18 protein-coding genes are annotated in these 18,386 nt (G+C 49.8%); 15 read left to right on the plus strand and 3 right to left on the minus strand.

Annotated elements, in window-relative coordinates; translation table 11 throughout:
* The first annotated feature begins 13 nt into the window (after nucleotides 1-13).
* The 12 genes from EDM56_RS16565 (at nucleotide 14) to EDM56_RS16615 (ending at nucleotide 10,668) form a co-directional block, all read left to right on the plus strand.
* The gene (locus EDM56_RS16565; RefSeq protein WP_122918981.1) at nucleotides 14-1,159 is read left to right on the plus strand and encodes a serine hydrolase; all 1,146 of its coding nucleotides are present in this window, start codon (nucleotides 14-16) and stop codon (nucleotides 1,157-1,159) included.
* Nucleotides 1,160-1,177: 18 nt separating this feature from the next.
* Nucleotides 1,178-2,257, plus strand: coding sequence for a M42 family metallopeptidase (locus EDM56_RS16570; RefSeq protein WP_122918982.1), 1,080 nt, complete (start codon nucleotides 1,178-1,180; stop codon nucleotides 2,255-2,257).
* A 238-nt stretch (nucleotides 2,258-2,495) separates the two neighbouring features.
* Nucleotides 2,496-2,978, plus strand: coding sequence for a DUF2975 domain-containing protein (locus EDM56_RS16575; protein ID WP_122918983.1), 483 nt, complete (start codon nucleotides 2,496-2,498; stop codon nucleotides 2,976-2,978).
* A gap of 10 nt (nucleotides 2,979-2,988) precedes the next feature.
* Nucleotides 2,989-3,207: a helix-turn-helix domain-containing protein gene (locus EDM56_RS16580; protein WP_122918984.1), complete on the plus strand. Its 219-nt coding sequence runs from the start codon at nucleotides 2,989-2,991 to the stop codon at nucleotides 3,205-3,207.
* Between the two features lie 271 nt (nucleotides 3,208-3,478).
* The gene (locus EDM56_RS31190; RefSeq protein ID WP_148040393.1) at nucleotides 3,479-3,670 is read left to right on the plus strand and encodes a hypothetical protein; all 192 of its coding nucleotides are present in this window, start codon (nucleotides 3,479-3,481) and stop codon (nucleotides 3,668-3,670) included.
* Nucleotides 3,652-4,008 (plus strand): hypothetical protein, encoded by a 357-nt coding sequence (locus EDM56_RS16585; protein ID WP_122918985.1) that lies wholly within the window; start codon nucleotides 3,652-3,654, stop codon nucleotides 4,006-4,008. Before EDM56_RS31190 ends, EDM56_RS16585 begins: the two co-directional genes overlap by 19 nt.
* 414 nt (nucleotides 4,009-4,422) lie before the next feature.
* Entirely contained in the window at nucleotides 4,423-5,808 is a 1,386-nt protein-coding gene (locus EDM56_RS16590; RefSeq protein WP_122918986.1) for a sigma-54 interaction domain-containing protein, read from the plus strand.
* Nucleotides 5,809-5,973: 165 nt separating this feature from the next.
* Nucleotides 5,974-6,981, plus strand: coding sequence for an ABC transporter ATP-binding protein (locus EDM56_RS16595; RefSeq protein WP_221175984.1), 1,008 nt, complete (start codon nucleotides 5,974-5,976; stop codon nucleotides 6,979-6,981).
* Complete coding sequence (locus tag EDM56_RS16600) at nucleotides 6,981-7,763, plus strand: ABC transporter permease (protein WP_122918987.1); 783 nt, start codon at nucleotides 6,981-6,983, stop codon at nucleotides 7,761-7,763. Before EDM56_RS16595 ends, EDM56_RS16600 begins: the two co-directional genes overlap by 1 nt.
* 12 nt (nucleotides 7,764-7,775) lie before the next feature.
* Nucleotides 7,776-8,618, plus strand: a complete 843-nt coding sequence (locus tag EDM56_RS16605) for an ABC transporter permease (protein ID WP_122918988.1) — start codon at nucleotides 7,776-7,778, stop codon at nucleotides 8,616-8,618.
* Between the two features lie 54 nt (nucleotides 8,619-8,672).
* Entirely contained in the window at nucleotides 8,673-9,785 is a 1,113-nt protein-coding gene (locus EDM56_RS16610; protein WP_122918989.1) for an ABC transporter substrate-binding protein, read from the plus strand.
* Nucleotides 9,786-9,801: 16 nt separating this feature from the next.
* Nucleotides 9,802-10,668, plus strand: coding sequence for a carbon-nitrogen hydrolase family protein (locus tag EDM56_RS16615; RefSeq protein WP_246009413.1), 867 nt, complete (start codon nucleotides 9,802-9,804; stop codon nucleotides 10,666-10,668).
* Nucleotides 10,669-10,796: 128 nt separating this feature from the next.
* Here the strand turns inward: EDM56_RS16615 and EDM56_RS16620 are convergent, their stop codons facing one another.
* Nucleotides 10,797-11,390, minus strand: coding sequence for a TetR/AcrR family transcriptional regulator (locus tag EDM56_RS16620; protein WP_122918991.1), 594 nt, complete (start codon nucleotides 11,388-11,390; stop codon nucleotides 10,797-10,799).
* Nucleotides 11,391-11,529: 139 nt separating this feature from the next.
* On the opposite strand from EDM56_RS16620, the gene EDM56_RS16625 reads away from it, so the two are divergent.
* The 3 genes from EDM56_RS16625 (at nucleotide 11,530) to EDM56_RS16635 (ending at nucleotide 15,587) form a co-directional block, all read left to right on the plus strand.
* Nucleotides 11,530-13,650, plus strand: a complete 2,121-nt coding sequence (locus EDM56_RS16625) for a phytoene desaturase family protein (protein WP_122918992.1) — start codon at nucleotides 11,530-11,532, stop codon at nucleotides 13,648-13,650.
* 148 nt (nucleotides 13,651-13,798) lie between these two features.
* Nucleotides 13,799-14,182 carry a GntR family transcriptional regulator gene (locus EDM56_RS16630; RefSeq protein WP_122918993.1) on the plus strand — a complete coding sequence of 128 codons (384 nt, stop codon included), beginning with the start codon at nucleotides 13,799-13,801 and terminating at the stop codon, nucleotides 14,180-14,182.
* A 22-nt stretch (nucleotides 14,183-14,204) separates the two neighbouring features.
* Nucleotides 14,205-15,587: a hypothetical protein gene (locus EDM56_RS16635; protein ID WP_122918994.1), complete on the plus strand. Its 1,383-nt coding sequence runs from the start codon at nucleotides 14,205-14,207 to the stop codon at nucleotides 15,585-15,587.
* A gap of 74 nt (nucleotides 15,588-15,661) precedes the next feature.
* On the opposite strand, the gene EDM56_RS16640 is transcribed toward EDM56_RS16635, so the two are convergent.
* Together EDM56_RS16640 and EDM56_RS16645 are read right to left on the minus strand one after the other, a co-directional pair.
* Entirely contained in the window at nucleotides 15,662-17,245 is a 1,584-nt protein-coding gene (locus tag EDM56_RS16640; protein WP_122918995.1) for a hypothetical protein, read from the minus strand.
* Between the two features lie 134 nt (nucleotides 17,246-17,379).
* A complete protein-coding gene (locus EDM56_RS16645) occupies nucleotides 17,380-18,312 on the minus strand; it encodes an FTR1 family iron permease (RefSeq protein ID WP_122918996.1) in 933 nt (310 codons plus the stop codon).
* Nucleotides 18,313-18,386: the final 74 nt, after the last annotated feature.

Here is an 18,386-nt window from a genome sequence, read left to right on the forward strand (position 1 = left end):
GGAGGAATGAAGAATGAGGAAGGGATTTTGGATTGCGGTGTTGGCCTTTATTTTTACGTTCCAGTATGGAAGCGCTTACGCAACAGAAGCGCTGGGCGCCTCGCCGGTTGAGGATGATCCGATTGCCAATTTCTTAAAAGAGAATCCTGACAGATCTTCCATGTATTTGATTCGCAATGGGAATAAGGTTATCGATTATCACTCCAACCGAGCTATGACCCTTGCCAGTACCTCAAAATTGATCATTGCGCTTGAGTTCGCCAAGCAGGCGGCCCAAGGAAAGATCAATTCTTCGAAAAAAGTGTCGTTGGATGATTTGGCGCTGTTCTACGTGCCAGGGACTGATGGTGGTGCCCATGAGGCGTGGTTAAAGGATATCCAAGCGCGTCAAGTCGTTCAAAATGGCAAAGTCAGCTTGCAGGAAGTAGCAAAAGGAATGATCAAGTATAGCTCCAATGCCAATTCAGAGTATTTGTTGATGCTTCTCGGTATTGATAACGTCAACGATAACCTGGACGATTTGAACTTTACCACGCATCAGAAGTTTTTCCCTGCCTTTGCATCCATTGTCGTGGTACCCTACTCCCTAATGTCATCTCTGGACCCGCAATTACCACTAGAAACGAGGATCGATCTTGTCAAAACACAGATCAGTACTATGTCGCAGAACAATTTCATTTCCGAAGCAAACAAAGTATTCAAAAGATTACAAAAGGATAAAGACGGCAGTTATAAAGCACAGGTAAAAGCAGATCTATTTCAGTGGTACGATACGGAGCTTGACGACTTGATTGTGGCACGTCTTCCCAAAGCAACAACTAAGGAGTACGCTACTTTGATGAATAAAATCAACAGTAGAAGTTACCTTCCTAACAAGGTTCAGAAGGAACTGGATGCGATCATTGAGAAACCGCAGGAGCCTGATAGTCCATTTACCCACATTGGCGCAAAAGGTGGAAGTACAGCAAAAGTAATTACAATGTCGTTTTATGCAACTGATAAAGATGGCAACAAAGTGGAGATGGCCGTTTTTACGAATCAGCTAACAAAAGATGAGTTTACGCAACTTGCACAAAATTTGAACACGTTTTTGTTAAAGCGGATTCAGGATCCTGCCTTTTTAACAGATCTAACGCAATATTTGCAGCAAAACAGCTAAACAAAGGAGGAGAACGAGTTGAACGAGTGGGTACAGATTTTAAAGGAACTGTCAGAGGCATCAGGGGTGCCTGGACAAGAACAGGAAGTACGGGAACTGATGCGCACCTATTTAGAGCCTTACACAGAAGAGTTATCCACCGATAACCTGGGAAGCATTGTCGGTCGAAAAACGGGGAAGGCCGATGGACCGAAAATCATGCTCATGGGTCATATGGATGAGGTAGGTTTTATGGTAACTCGTGTGACCAAAACTGGGTTTATTCTCTTCCAAACGCTTGGAGGCTGGTCGCCACATGTGCTTTTGGCACAGCGTGTGACAATCAAAACGCGCAAAGGTGAGATTATCGGCGTTATCGGTTCAAAGCCGCCACATGTTTCATCTGCCAGTGACAAGGCAAAAGTGGTCGAAATCATGGAAATGTATATCGATATTGGCGCGACGAGTGCAGAACATGCCAAAGAATTGGGCATTCGGCCAGGCGATCCGATCGTCCCCATTTGTCCCTTTACGGTAATGGCCAACGATAAGATGTATATGGGCAAGGCTTTTGACAATCGCGGAGGTTGTCTGACAGCGATTGAACTGGTAAAAAGCCTGCAAGCTGTCGATCATCCAAACATTGTTTTCGCAGGCGCCACCGTGCAAGAGGAAGTGGGCCTTCGCGGGTCAGGGACCAGTGTAACAATGGTTGGACCGGATGTGTTTATTGCCTTAGAGACAGGCATGGCATTAGATACCCCGGGGCTTGCTGATTCACCGTATGTACCAGAGATTAAATGCGGAGGGGGACCCGTGATTGCGCTGTATGATAAATCGTTGGTACCGAATACGAAATTGCGGGACTTGATGTTTGATACTGCGGAAGAAGAAGGAATCCCGTATCAGTACGGAGCAGCGCCTGGTGCAGGGACAGATGCTGGCGCCGCCCATCTGATCGGTAAAGGAGTTCCGTCGATTGTGATTGCGATTCCGGCGCGTTATATACACAGCCACGCTTCCATTCTTCATCATGATGATGTCGAGAATACGGTGAAATTACTTGTTGCGGTCGTTAAAAAGCTGGATCAAAAAATCGTCGATTGGATCAAAATGTAACCAACTGTATAGTGAATATCGTTCAGCTAAAGGGCAGCTTTGTTGAACAAGTTATAAATTTAAGATTTTAAAGGAAGAGCATTTCTTTGTAATGAGAAATGCTTTTTATTTTTTTGCTTAACATAAAAAGAATATTCCGTTAACAATAAAAACATAACAAAAAACAATATTAATTTATTGTAAAACAATAAATCGCGTGGTAAAGTCATTTTGTAATTAAATTAGTGAGGTGATCTTTATGAAACGGGGAACAACACTCTTTTTAAAGATGGCTGTTATTCTTATTGGAATCCCAATTCTTGCTTTGTGCATATTTTTAGTGCCTAAGATCGGGAACTTTGCTGGGGAATTGTATCCAGATATCGCTTATATGAAATCTCTCGTTTTAATCGATATGTACGCGGCAGCGATACCTTTTTACTTTGCTCTGTATCAAGCTTTTAAACTTTTAAGCTATATTCATAAGAACCAAGCGTTCTCGGAATTATCCGTAAAGGCTTTAAAGAATATAAAATACTGTGCCTTCACAATCAGTACCTTATACCTGCTAGGTATGCCACTCTACTATCTCATGGCGCAGAGAATTGACCCTCCAAGTTTCATACCAATCGGATTGGCCATTATTTTCGCCTCTATGGTAATCGCCGTTTTTGCTGCTGTTCTCCAAAGACTTTTACAAGAAGCTATTAATATAAAATCAGAAAATGATTTAACGATCTGAGGTTAATATTATGGCGATTATCATCAATGTTGATGTGATGTTGGCAAAAAGGAAAATGAGCGTAACAGAACTTTCGGAAAGGGTTGGAATTACGATGGCGAATCTTTCCATTCTGAAAAATGGGAAAGCAAAAGCGGTTCGTTTTTCAACATTAGAAGCGATATGTAAGACTTTGAATTGTCAGCCGGGTGATATTTTGGAGTACAAAAGCGACGAAGACACTCAATAAAAACAGACAGCAAATTTATTTAACTAGCGGGTTCGACAGTTGAATAAAAAGAGGTATTCAGGAATGTTTTTTTACTCCTGAATACCTTTTTTTATTTCCAATTAGATTTTTAAGCACATATGCGATAAACATGTAGTTCTTTAAAATTGTTATAAAGAACTACAGGTAGCGAGCGAGATACGAAGGGATTATGTGAAGACCAACAGGAACGCTTGTTTGTTAAGTAGAATTCATATAGTAAATGAAGTAGAAGATCAAAGGTGAGAAAATAATGAAGCTGTATGATGAGTTATATGGACAATTTGTAGTGGAAGATGTTCTAGCAGAGATTATTCATACAAAAACAATTCAAAGATTAAAAAACATTCATCAAGCATGTGCTGCTTACCTTGTCAACAATGAATGGAATGTAACCCGTTATGATCATTCACTAGGAGTTATCATTTGCTTGCTTCGATCATAAGTCTTTCTTTAAAAAAGGGAATCTTAAATCTAGATCAAATGCTGTTGGATGACCCAACTGTACTTACCATAATTAAGTCAAGTAATGATCGTGAGGTTTTACAACTACTCGAATTTTTAACATCCAAAGTCGAGCTCGAAGAAAATGAAGTAAAATATGATTTTCATATGGAAGGAAAAGCAAGAATTATAGACGTGCCAATTTCCTTCGACAATATAACCATTCATAACTCTTCAACATTATCCCAAAAGGTTAGAATAATGAATGAAGAAGCATTAGAAAAATCACATAGAGGTACATTTGTAAAAATCAAATCACATATGATTCCAATTACTTAGGACATTAAAGGAAGGGCGGAAATTCACCTTCTTTTTTTATGCCATTTTATATTGCCGGCCATTTGCTTTTTTATTTTTATTCGTCAAAGCCACTGCAGCAAAGGGATTTTAGCAAGAAAGCGGAACGGACGCCTTTACAATGCCCGCCAGGCGCAAGCGAAAAAACGGAAAAGCTATTGCGCCACATCTACTTCATCGAGATACACCCGCCGCGCAGCGTGTGGCTTTGGGGCGCAGTTTCCGTTTTTTCGCTTGCGCCGTTCACCCCGACCCCCAGCAGGCATTGTAACAGCGCCCGTGGAGCTTTCTTGCTAAAATCCCCTCCCCTCCACCAAAGTGCTTTTCAGAACATTGAATCGAAACGAAGGAAAATGGTACCTTTATTCGTAACGACACGAGAGGAGAGAAAACCATATGGTGATTTCCAAGGAATGGGACAACTTGCTCGAATTAATCTCGGACGGCATAATCATAACCGATCACCAAGGCGTAATCGTCAAAGTAAACAAAGCGTATGAACGAATGCTCAGCATAAAAGCCGTTGACTTGGTCGGACGCAACATGAGCGATCTAAAACGCGAAGGGTTTCTCGAAGAATCCAGCTCACTCAAAGTCATCGAGACCAAGCACCCCGTGACGCTAATCCAGGAGCATTTTGGCAAAGACCTGATCGTCACCGGCATGCCGATGTTCAATGAGCAAAACGAACTCATCCTGGTCATCAATTGCGTCCGCGACATTACAGAGTTGAACCAGCTAAAGCGCAGCATGCAGCAGATCGAGCAGATCAACCACAGCTATTTCGAGCAGCTTACCTATTTGCGCCAGCGCGAAATTCACCTCGACGGACTGGTGGCGCACAGCCAATCGATGCGCGAAGTGTTGACGAACGCGCTCAAGGTTGCAGCTGTCGACTCTCCGGTCATGCTGCGCGGTGAATCCGGTGTCGGCAAAGAGGTCATCGCCAAGTTCATCCACCAAAACAGCAGGCGAAACGGCGAAGCGTTCATCAAAGTGAACTGCGGCGCAATTCCGGAAAAGCTGATGGAAAGCGAATTTTTCGGCTATGAATCGGGGGCGTTCACCGGAGCAGGCAAAGGCGGGAAGCCGGGCGTATTCGAGCTTGCCAACAAGGGCACGCTCTTTCTCGACGAGGTCGGCGATATGTCGCTCGATCTGCAGGTCAAGCTGCTGCGCGTACTCGAGGAAAAAGAGTTCCGGCGGATCGGCGGCGTCAAGACGATTCAGACAGATGTGCGCATCATAGCGGCTACGCATCAGCATTTGGAGGAAATGGTCGCGCAAAAGCAGTTTCGCCAAGATTTGTACTACCGACTGCAAGTATACCCGATCTCCATTCCACCGCTGCGGGAACGAAAGGAAGACATCCCGTATCTCGTTGACTCCTTCGCGCGGAAGTATGAGGAAAAGCATCCCGTTCCACTGCATATCGACCCGATGGTCAAGCAGCTCTTGTGCCGCTGTGACTGGCCAGGAAACATTCGCGAGCTGTTCAACATGCTCGAGCGGCTGGCGATCACCTCTAACAACGGCGAAATCTTACCGGATCATCTGCCGCTAGAGATGTACCGCCCTGTCGGCAGCACACTCCCGCGCAATTTTTTGGAGGAGGTCGAAATGTTTGAATACCAAGGGCTGAAGCAAGCGCTTGTCATCCACAAAACGACGCGAAAAGCAGCTCAATCGCTGGGAATGAGCCAAACCACATACGTTCGCAAGCTGAATTTGTACCGCGACAAATTCGAAGCTGACCCAAAAATGGAGCAAGAGATCCTGTAATGAACCAAAAATGGTTCGGTGGAGGCAGATGGATGCTATAAATATTCCGTAAATTCAGTAAATGCCAAATAGGCATAATAATTGCAATTTATTCGATCACCAGCCCATTACCGAATCTGTCTGGCATTGTTCACACCATCGACTAATTGAACAGGGGGGAGCCGAATGGCTACGAAGACCATGGTTGAGCTGCGCAACATCGTCAAGCGCTACGACCAAACGACGGTGGTCCATGATCTCTCGCTTGCGATTGCGAGCGGCGAGTTCATTACGCTGCTCGGTCCAAGCGGCTGCGGAAAGACGACGACCTTGCGTATGATTGCCGGCTTTGAAAAGGAAAGCTCAGGCGAAATATGGCTGGATGGTGAATCCGTTCAAGACAAGCCTGCCTATGCCCGAAACGTCAATACGGTTTTCCAAAACTATGCGCTGTTTCCGCATCTGAGCATTTATGAGAACGTCGCATTTGGCCTACGTGTTAAAAAAGTACCGAAGGCGCAGATCGACAGCAGTGTCCGGGACGCATTGAAGCTGGTTCAGCTCGAATCGTTCGCAAGCCGCAAGCCCGATCAGCTGAGCGGCGGCCAAAAGCAGCGCATCGCCATCGCGCGCGCGATCATTAACAACCCCAAGGTGCTTTTGCTCGACGAGCCGCTTGGTGCATTGGACCAGAAGCTGCGTAAACAGATGCAGGTGGAGCTGAAGCATTTGCAGCAGCAGCTCGGCATCACGTTTATTTTCGTGACGCATGACCAGGAAGAAGCGTTGACGATGTCCAATCGTATCGCCGTTATGAATAAAGGGCGAATCGAGCAGATCGGTAGTCCCGCCGAGATTTATGATCGGCCCGCTACCAGCTTTGTAGCTGATTTCATCGGTGAGAGCAACATGCTGACGGAAAACGGGGTGACGATCGCTGTGCGCCCGGAAAAAACGAACCTTTCGCTTGCAAGGGAGGATGACCCGAATTTGACTCAGCATCGCGTGCGACTGCAGGAGCGGATTTATACCGGTATTCATGTGAAGACCGTCGTGAAGCTGCCGGATGGGCAGGAGCTGCTTTCTTTGGAGAAAACCGATCAGCTGCTCCCGGCTGTCGAAGGAGATGAACTGTACATTCGCTGGCGGACAGCTGATGCGGTTGCGCTGCAAGAGGAGGCGGTTACGTCCTGATGCGCGCGAAGACGAGGAAGATTTTGCAGGTGTACTCGATTTTGGTGTACATGTTTTTGTACATTCCGATTGCCGTTCTCATTGTCTATTCTTTCAATGATTCCGAAATCATCACGGTTTGGCAAGGGTTCACGCTCCGCTGGTATCACAAAATGTTCGGCAATGGCGCCATTTTTGACGCGGCGCAAAACAGCATCCTGATCGCATGTTTGACCACGGTTTTCTCCTCAATCGTCGGCACCATGGCGGCGCTCGTGCTGCACCGGCACAAGATACCGGGGAAAAAGATCATCGACACACTGTTTTACATTCCGATCGTGATCCCGCCGATCATCGTCGCAGTCGCGCTCTTGGCCATGTTCGCCTGGGCCAAAATCACGTTGGGCATCGGGACGATCACGGTTGGGCATGTGGTCATGACCATCTCCTTTGTCACGCTGATCGTACTTGCCCGGCTGCAAGGGTTCGACAAGACGTTGGAAGAAGCGGCGATGGACCTCGGCGCCAACAACTGGGTGACGTTTTGGCGCGTGACGCTGCCGTTGATCGCTCCGAGCATTTTCGCCGGCGCCTTGCTGACGTTTACGATTTCGCTCGACGAGTTCGTCATGACGTTTTTTACGACAGGCCCGGGTATCAATACGCTGCCGATCCTCATTTACTCCATGGTAAAAACAGGCGTCACGCCGGAGGTTAACGCCTTGTCCACCGTGCTGATCCTGCTTACGGTCCTGATTGTATTCGTGGCGGAAAAATGGCGCGGCTCCGCCAAAGCCAAGTGAGGAGGGGAACGAATGAACCGCACGAAAAAACTGGCCTTGCTCATGCTGACGCCGAGCCTCTTGTGGCTGATCCTGTTTATGGTGATCCCGATCGTCCTGATCGCCTTCATCAGCTTTACGACCAACGACGGCTATGGCGGCATCGTGTACCAATTCAGCACCGATTCGTACGCCGAGGCTCTCGATTCACTATATTTTAAAATTTTTGCCCGTTCGGTTTTTTGGGCGTTTTTGGTGACCGTTTCCTGTCTCATCGTCGGCTACCCGTTCGCCTATTATTTGGCCCATACGAAAAAGTGGAAAAATGCGCTGCTCTTTCTTGTGATCATTCCGTTTTGGACCAATTTGCTGATCCGCACGTACTCGTGGACGATCTTGCTGAAAAACGACGGCGTGATCAATTCGTTTCTCCAGATGCTCGGGGTGATTGCAGAGCCGATCAAAATGATCTACACCCCGTTTGCGGTAATCATCGGCTTGATCTATGGCTTTCTGCCATTCATGGTGCTTCCGCTGTTCACCTCGATTGAAAAACTGGAGCACACCTACCTGGAAGCGGCAGAGGATCTCGGGGCCAAGCCGGTGACAGCTTTCTTCCGTGTCACCGTGCCACTGACCATGCCGGGGATCTTGGCGGGCTGCCTGCTGACGTTTATTCCGGCGCTCGGCATCTTCGTCGTTCCCGATCTGCTCGGTGGCGCCAAAACGATGATGATCGGCAATGTCATCCGCGACGATTTCATGATCAACATGAACTGGCAGCTGGGTGCAGCCGTCTCCATCGTGTTAACGGTTTTGGTCATTTTTTTCATCCTCGTGTTTACCCGGTTCTCCGCAGGCAAACAAGCGCTCTAACGGAAGCTTGCAGGGTAGGGTTGACTCATAAAAAAACAGATAGGGGTGTTTTCATTGGGAAAAAAACAGGCGCTATGGGGACTGCTTTTATCTTCACTATTGGTGACAGCGGGCTGCGGTAATGCCGCGCAGCCGAACAATGCCGCTCCGGCAGCTACAAATACGGGGCAGAGCGCGCAACCATCTGCAGAAGCACCTAAGCAGGAGCTGGCGAAAGAGCTGAAGCTGTTCGCGTGGGGCGAATATTTTCCGCAAGAGGTGTTGGACGATTTCACGAATGAAACGGGCGTCAAAGTCGTTTATGACAAGTACACGTCCAATGGGGAGATGTTGACCAAGCTGAAAAGCGGGGCCGTCGATTATGATCTGGTCGTACCGACCGATTACATCGTCGAACGGATGGCAAAGCAAAACATGCTGCAAGAGCTGGATATGAAAAACATCCCGAATTTTGCCAACATCGCCGATGTGTTTCACGAGCGTTCCTTTGATCCAGGCAACAAATACTCAGTGCCGATGTATTACGGCAGCATCGGGCTCGCTTATGACAAAACCAAGACGGATAATCCGACAGCTTGGAAAGATTTGTGGAATCCCAAGTACAAAGGACATGTAATCATTTCGGAAGTGGGCCGCGAAGCGTTGCTCGTCGCTTTACAAAAGAACGGGAAGAGTATGAACTCGACGGAGCCCGCTGACTTGGAAGCGGCGAAAAACGACCTCATCGCCCTGGCGCCGAATGTTCTGGCCTACAACAGCACGCCGTCTGACGTGCTCGCGGTCGGGGACGCCTGGATCGCAGCCGTATACTCCGGCGAAGCGGCCAAGGCGATGAAGACCAACAAAAACATAAACTACATCATGCCGCAAGAGGGCGGGACACTGTGGATGGACAATTTGGCGATCCCGACCGGGGCCAAAAACAAATACACGGCAGAGGTCTTCATCAACTATATTTTGCGCCCTGATGTCAGCAAGCGTTTGACCGATGTGTATCCGTACAGCAATCCGAACAAGGAAGCCGTCAAGCTGATGAGCGATGCGGAGAAAAACAACCCTGCGTCGTATCCCTCGGATGATAGCTTGAAAAAAGCCGAGTGGTTCGCAGATTTGGGACCAAAATTGAAAGAGATGGACCGCGTGTGGAAAGAGGTTCGCGGCCAATAACCGTGAGGAGGAAGTAATGATGAAAGTGAAGGTAGCAGCTGTCCAATATGCATTCAAAAATATTGAAACTCCGTCGCAATTTGTGGAGCAGGTAACGCAATACGTGGAGCTGGCTGCCCTGCATCAACCGCAATTTTTACTGTTCCCTGAACTGAGCAGTGCACAGCTCTTGTCGATTGCGAAAAAGGAGCCGTACGAGGCGATCCGGGAGCTCGACAGCTATACAGAGCTGTATGTGGACCTGTTTAGCGGCTTGAGCAAAAAGCATGGTATGCATATCATCGGCGGATCGCATGTGACGAAAAACGAGCAAGGCGAGTACGTCAACCGTGCGTATTTGTTCTACCCGGATGGCACGCACGCTTTCCAGGACAAAATTCATTTGACCCCGTGCGAGAAGCACCCGTGGCAGCTTTCGGCAGGCAAAGAATTGAAAGTGTTCGAAACCGAATACACCAAAGTCGCGATCCTTACGTGCTATGACATTGAGTTCCCTGAGCTGTCGCGACAAGTCATGCAGCAGGGGGCGACGATCATCTTTTGCCCGTCGAGTACCGAGCAAAAGCAGGGGATGTACCGCGTCCGCCGCTGCGCGCAGGCGAGAGCCATCGAAAATCAGCTCTATGTAGTAGAAACGGGCACGCTTGGCGAAATGAGCAATGTGGTAAACATGGAAAACAGTACGGCATGGGCAGGTGTATTTTCACCATGTGATACCCACTTCCCGATCGGTGGGGTGGTCGCAGAAGGTATTGAGCATCAAGATATGATCATCGTGGGGGAAATTGACCTGAAGCTGATCGAGGACGTACGCGTCAGCGGGTCTGTGCCGTTGATCCAGGACAGACGGCACGATTTGTACACCGTGGAATTCAAAAGCTAGCGTCGATAGCAGGAAAAGCCTGTGGCATTGGATGCCCAGGCTTTTCTAATACAGATAAGAATTTATAAATTCTTATCCAGTATAAGTGCAACCGCAGCTCCGCCAAAAACATGGCGAAGCCAGGTTTACTACTGTTTCAGCGTGTCATAGAACATGGTGAAGAGCGCTTGCATATCCGGTTTTTCCGGGGATGCTGCGACTAGCCGATCCATCCGCAATCCGTTGATATAGATACGCAGCAGCTTTGCTGTTTTATCCGCATCAAGCTCGGGTGGGATGGCACCGTGCTGTTGTCCGATCTGTATCCAGCGGACGGACATCGCGATCGACCTTTCGTGAAGCTCGCTCAAAATTTGCTTCACCTCGGGGTTCTCCTGCTGGCTGATCAGGTAAAAAAAGATCTTGTTGTTCACTTCTTGCTCGTCAAGGAGAAAGCGGCCCATATTGTCGATCAGCACTTTGAGCGGAGAGGCGAGGTCTGGCCCCGACGCTTGTTCGACCGCTTCGTCGAACGCTGTATTCAGCTGTTCCGAACGGTGCTGCAATACAAGTCCGAATAGCTCGTTTTTGCTTTTGACGTAATGGTAAATGGCCCCTTTGGACAGGCCGGTGCGGTTGATGATTTCCTGCAGAGTCGTCTTTTTGCAGCCCAATTCCTGAACGGTTTGCTCCGTTGTCTGAAGCAGCAATTGAAAGGTTGGATTGGAACTTATCTGTTGCATCGCGTAATTCCTTTCTTGTAAGAAAAGATTGCCCTCATACTACATCCAGACCGTCGGTTTGTCAACTATTTACAAACCGACGGTCGGTATTGTATACTCGACATAGAAAACATCTTGGAAAAAAACAAGGAGAGAAGACATGCGTACGCTCTGGTCGATTTTTCGCGATTTTATCCCGCTGATCGCTGCTTTTTTCATTCCACCGCAAATCGTGGGGCTGGGAATCGCTCTCTTGATTGTCGGGTGGATGCTGTACAGCCAGGCGAAGACCCGCTCGTTAAAAACATTGACGATCATCAATGCTGCTTATTTTGTCATCGCTACCATTGTCACGCTATTTGATCCGAATACAGACATACTGACTTATGGGCAGGTCACAACGTATGTGATTTTGGCCGTCACCACGACGCTTTCCTTGTTTGTCGGCGAACTGTTCACGATTCAATATGCAAAGGAAACGACGCCGAAAGCGGTCTGGACACACCCGCTGTTTACTTCCATCAATCGACGGCTTACCGTAATCTGGAGCGTTTCCTTCACACTTTCGGCGCTATTTGCTTGCTTGACACAATTCGCGATACTCTCTAGTGTCACCGGGACGGTGCTGACACATATCTGGATGATCCCGGGACTGATCGCCAATTCCGTATTGCCGCCGCGCATGCAGCGCCAATTTGCTGAAAGGATGAAAGCGATGCAGCCACAAGAACTCAATTGGAGCCCAGCCATTTCGGATGCCCCTCCTGCTGAACCGTACCATTATGACGTGATCGTGGTCGGCTCCGGAATCGGAGGGCTGACCGCAGCAGTGGAGCTGGCTGCGCTCGGGTCAAAGGTACTGGTGCTCGAGCAGCATTATTTGTTTGGCGGAGCGTGCTCGACATACACGCGCAAAGGGGGCTTCAAGTTCGAAGCAGGCGTCGAGTCGATCAGTGGATTGGGCGAGCAAGGGCCAGTAAATCATTTGCTGAAGCGGCATGGACTGGAAAATGCGATCACCTGGCTGAAAAACACGTACGAATACCGCGACGGGAAACAGACAAAAATCATTCCGAACGACTACTGGAAGTGGCGGGACCAGCTCATCGCGGAGTTTCCGCATGAACGCGACGGAATCGAGGCGATGTTTACGGAGATCAAAGCGTGCTATGACGGCATGTACTCCGTTTTCGCTCCGGACCGTCTCTGCCCGCGCAAGCCGGAATCGATGGAAGAAATGACCCGTTTTGCGGAAATGTATCCGGAATTTTTGCGGTGGAGCGCAAGCACGTGGAAGGACTTCCTGGATGGTTTCGTCCGCGAGCCCGCGCTGCGTGCACAAATGTCCATGCTGACCGGCTATGTCGGTGATGCAGGGGAAGAGACACCGGCTGGTACCATGATCGCGCTGATGGGCTACTTTTTGATTGGCGGCTTCCGACCGCAGGGTGGCGGAGGAGAGCTGGCCATGAAGCTAGTGGAAAAACTGCGGGAGTACGGCGGCGAAGCACTTTTGTCCCAATTGGTGCAATCCATCATCGTTTCCGACAACCAAGTCCAAGGGGTTGTCACCAAAAAAGCCGTCTATTACGCGCCTGTCGTCATTTCCAACGTCGATCCACGCGTCACATATGAAAAGCTGGTGGGGCTGGACAAATTACCGCTCGCCTATCAGGAAAAAGTGCGGCGGCTCGAACCGTCCACCTCGCTGTTGATCTGGACGGCAGCGATCGACTGCGAATTTGCGACGAATCATTTGATTCACTATTCGCTGCCCAAACCGATTCACTTGGCTAGCATCGACCAACGAATCGAAGGTATTGGCATCCACTCAGCCTCCGCGCTCGATTCGACGCTGGCGCCGAATGGAAAAGCCACGCTGCACATCAATATGCAGACCAAAGCGGAAGCGAGTCGCTTCCAGGCTATGACGGATGTAGAGTACGCTGCGGTCAAGGCAGAGGTCGACCGCGTATGCCTCGAGCTGCTTCGTGAAATCGACCCGCAAGCCGCCGAATCGATCCTCTTTACAGAAATCGCCACGCCGCGGACTGTCGCACATTACATGAGAACTCATGAAGGCTCGGTCTACAACAGCAAACGGCTGGAAGGCGAAGCGAGTCCGTTCCCGACGTTTAAAGCGCCGATCGAAGGGCTTTACCTGGTTGGAGCAGGCGTAGGATACGGACCGGGCATCGAAGCGGTCGTCATCAGCGGCGGAGATGTTGCGTCGCAGCTTGGTGCCTTTTTTGCAGAACGGAAGAGGATACAGACAGCTTAGGGGACTCCCCTAGGCTGTTTTTTGTTACCGTGTAAATTCATGCCAGTGCAGCAGACTATTTTTTTGGAACTCGACTTATAGTATTATTTGTATTACAATGAATAATACTTAATGGTTCACGCGATTTGCAAGGGAGTGATTTGCACACATGATTATTTCATTGCAGTTGGAGAGCGATACACCGCTGTATGAGCAGCTCCGTAACCAGATCGTCATCGGAATTGCCACAGGGGAGCTGGCACCCAATGAGAAGCTGCCCACCGTTCGCCAATTGGCCGAAGAGCTGGGCATTAACACGATGACGGTCAACAAAACATACACCATTCTGAAGCAGCAAGGCTACATCGTCATTGACCGACGGCACGGTGCCAAGGTGAGTCCACCGAAAGAGGACAATCCGGCCCCTTCTCCTCAATTGGAGGAGCAGCTGGAGCTTCTCATCGCACAAGCGACGATTCAAGGCATCGACCAATCCAGGTTTCAAGCCCTTTGCTCCCAAATTTTCGCCAAAATGACGTATCGGCACTCCTAATCTCTGGTATGAGGTGATATTCATGTTCACGATTACTATGCTTGTGATAGCTATCATTTGCTATGCGGCACTGATTGCAACCTATAAGCCGCAGGCCACATATCGCAATGGCATGCTGTTTGCCGTCACCTTGCCTGTACATGCCATGGACCATGCAGGAATCCAAAGCATTCGCACGCAATTTCGCAAGCGGTTCAACCAGGCGAGCGTGTGGATGGTCGTCACGCTTGTGCCATTTGTGGTCCTCCATTTTTGGATGGCGTATCAGACGATTTACTTTTTTGTTTGGTTTTTTGCGTTTTTCATCGTGATGGTGATTCCGTTCCGCCGCGCCTTCCGCGAGACGCTCGCTTTAAAGCGCGAGAATGAATGGTATGTTGGCAATAAAGGTGTCGTCTATAGCGATCTGCGTGTCGCACAGCTGAAAAATCAACGAGCGGCTTCGCTGTGGCTTTTCACAATTCCGTTTGCGATTTCGACCGGCACGATGCTGTGGGCTGTACGTGAAGACATTGAGCTTGCGGGCGTCACCTCAGGCGGCTTTGTCCTGACTGCAATGCTCTTCTTCATCTGGCTCTACATGCGCAAGGCGAAGGCGAAAGTGTACAGTATGAACAGTGAAGTGAATCTGGTGCTGAATCAGGCGAGACGAAGGACGTTCTCTTATACGTTGCTTTTTATGGCGATCGTCGAGACCATTCACTTTTTGCTTATGTATCTGCTCGCAGTCAATGAAAATGCGGATGCAAACGGAGTATGGCTCACGGTGATTCTGCTGTTTACGGTGGTGCCAATCGGGATCCTGTTTTACGCGTACCGTCACGTCCAGGCGCTGGAGCAGGAAGTGCTGGCGCACGATGGGAAAGTCATCTATACGGATGACGACGAGTATTGGGCAAACGGCTTCACCTACCATAACCCACATGACAATAGCGTGTTCGTGACCAAACGGGTCGGGTTCGGCGAGACCGTTAATACGGCGACATTTACTGGTAAATTGATCGCATGGGGCTCCGTCGGCATAGCTGCCGTGGTCATCATCGGCGTTTCCTTTATGCTGATCCGCTCAGAATTGACGTCACCGGTCTTGTCCGTCACACCGGATCACAAACTCGCCATCGCGTACCCGATGTATTCCTTCGATGTCAGTCTCGCGGATGTCGAGCATGTAGCGCTGGTTGATAGTGTGCCCTCCGGCATCAAGACCAACGGAGAGGCCACGGATTCGTATGCGCGGGGCCATTTCCGCCTGCAAGGGCTGGGAAAATCGAGATTGTACATTTTCAAGAATAACCCCCCTTACATTCAAATCAAGCTAACCGACGGTTATGTTTTCTATAATGAAAAAGAACCGCAGAAGACCAAGCAGCTTTTCGAGCAGCTGCAAAAAGAGGTCGGGAAGTAAGTGCTTCGGGCGCAAGCAAGAAAGCCCTGTCCATGGATAGACAGGGCTTTTTTGCTATGCAATTTTGCCGTTTCCTATTTACCTTGCTTTATCTCCGCAATCGCTTCCGCCGGCAGTTCGTACAAAATGACCGTATGATAGGTCGGATAAAGAAAAGGGTCGGCTGCAAAACGCGCCACTTCACGCACTTTGGTACGCAGGGGGGAATACGGCCCGAACCCGTCAACTACCGCATTGGTTAGCAAAATTCGCGACACGGTAGGACTGCGAAGCAGCACCGATTGAACGAAATAAGGATAGCTCTGCAGCCGCTCTGTCGCATAATCCGGTGCGTAATAGTCGAACAGCCGTTGCTCCTCCCATGTGTAGGTGAGCGTCCCTTGTGCCGGATAGTGAGCTCTGACATAGTCCACGAGCTGCTTTGCTGGAGGTGGGTCCAGATGGGCTTGTAGAACCTCGGTCTGCCTAAGTGCAAGGGGAACGAGTAGCAGCAGGGCGATCAATGCGGGAAGCCACGCTTGCGCAGTAAGCCTGCCTTTGATCCATCCGCACATCTGGACAAAGCCGCGCGCAAGCAAAAACAGCAGCCAGGGGACAATCGGCAGCAGATGGCGCGCCTTTTCACTGTTTTGCCCAAGTAAGAGCCACAGGAGATACGGGAGCGCTGCCAGCAGCAAAAAGGCGAGCAGCAGTCGGCCGCCCTGCATTCGCCAAGCGCGCGGGAGCAGGCTTATCGTCAAGAGGAGGAGCTGAAAGGCTGCCAACAGGAGCGCAGGTACACTCTTCGCGAATGAAATCGGCAGCTGGGCAAGCCCGAGCAATCCATTGACAACCATCCGGTCCCACAGCCAAATCGCGGCGATATGCCACCAGCCCAGATGGCTGGAAAACTCGGTTCCGCCCCAATCGGTAAAATGACCGGATGTAAACGCGACGCCAAGGGAGAGAAAGGGCATGAGCCCCCCTTCTGTAGCGGCAGTCGGCAAAAGCCACGCAGCGAGCCCCACCAAAAACAGGCAGCCTGTGATAAAGAGCTGCAGGAGAAAGCCGAGCGTCGATTTCTTCTCCCGGTACATGAGGGCGAGTGGCAAAAACAGGAGAAACCCGACGGGAAAATATGAAATGCGTATGCCCAGCAAAAGCCCGAACAACAGCGCGCCGGTACTGGTGAGCCCGAGCAGATTTCGTTTCGGTTTGTCCAAGGCGGTAAGCAAATACGCTTCCAGCAACAAGACACCGGCCAAACCAAGCCCCTCCGACATCGGCTGCACAAAGGACAGAGACAAAAGCGGGCTTGCAGCGAAAAGCAGTACCGCGAGCCATGCGCCCCAGCGGGTCGGGACGAAGCGGCGGGCCAGCGCAAAAAAAGGAAACAGCGCCAGACTGCCCGCCGCAGCGGACGTCCACGAAAGCGCAAGAACCGGATCGCCTGAAAGCGGAAGGAGCATTCCCGCAAGCAAAATATAGATCGGATAGCCGGGGAAGTGGGGCTGCATTTCAAAAATATCATAGCGGTGCAACGCCAGGGTGAAATCGACGGAATCCCAGTTTTCCGCATACGGTCCGGCAACATGCAGGCGAACGAAAAACAGTGCGATGGATACGAGCAGCATTAGCACGTAATCGACGGAAATGATAGGGGAACGGATGTGCCGCATGAAGCCTCTCCTTTGCAAAAAGTTGAAAACGTAAGCCCGACGGAATACGAAAGCCGCGGTTTTCACCACGGCTTATTTTCCGAAAAACGTTAAGACGTTTTTCATTAGATTGGATGTGACCGTTTTTGTCGCACCTATTCCATTACAGGCGGATTCACGACGGGGGACAGCTTTTTCCTTGTGGTGGAGACCGCTCTGTACCGCATTAGGAAGAAGATGACGATGTAGTAGAGCCAATACGAGCAAAACTCTTCCACAGATGGGTTGTGTGTGTAACCCAGCATCGCTTTGAGGAAAATTCCGACCTCGCCGTTGATGAGAGAGTGTTTGCCGGTATCGCGGAAGTAATGTTCCTCATCGACTGGATGCTCCGGCAAGATCGCGACTATGTTGTACAATTCGCCGATATCGCCCGCAGACGTTTTGTATACGCTGCCGATGATGCCCTGGTCTTGCAGAGCGCCGACTCCTTGGGAGAACAGGCCTGCCGCAATGATCAAGATCATGGCTTTGGTGATGGTGAAAAATTTGCGCAGCGAGATGCGCTTGCTGCTGTTGAAAAATAAGTAAGACAAGATGCAGGCGAGAACCAGACCGGCGATTGCGCCCCAGCTTGTGAGCGCCCGCTGGATATCGCCGCCGCTAATTGCGGCAAAAAAGAAGACGGTCTCAACGGATTCGCGGAGTGTGACGAGAAAGGTGTGAACGATTAAGTTGGCTGCGCTGCCTGCCGTCAAAATCTTGTTCAGCTTTTGCTGCATGTCACCACGAATATCTTTTTGCTGCGAATTCATCCAGACAGCCATATGCGTCAATAAGAAGGCTGAGGCAAACAGCATGCCGATCCGCATGAAGTTTTGGCTTGCCATCGTCGCAAAGCCGGTCAGCACCACCTGGAAGAGCAAAGCGACGGCAAAGCTGGCGACAAGTGCCAAGCCCGCCCCGGTCCACACCCATTTGTTCCATTTAGAAGCGTTGACACGGTTGAGATAGCTGATGATGATGCCGATGATGAGCAAAGCTTCGAACGCTTCGCGTAGAGTAATTAAAAACGCCTGCAAATCCACGTGGAATCCCCCCAAAACAGGCAAGGAGACCTCTTGCTAGGAAGAGGTCCGCGCCCATTGTTTCTAAACAAATC

Source organism: Brevibacillus fluminis (genome assembly GCF_003710825.1).
Lineage (GTDB): Bacteria > Bacillota > Bacilli > Brevibacillales > Brevibacillaceae > Brevibacillus_D > Brevibacillus_D fluminis.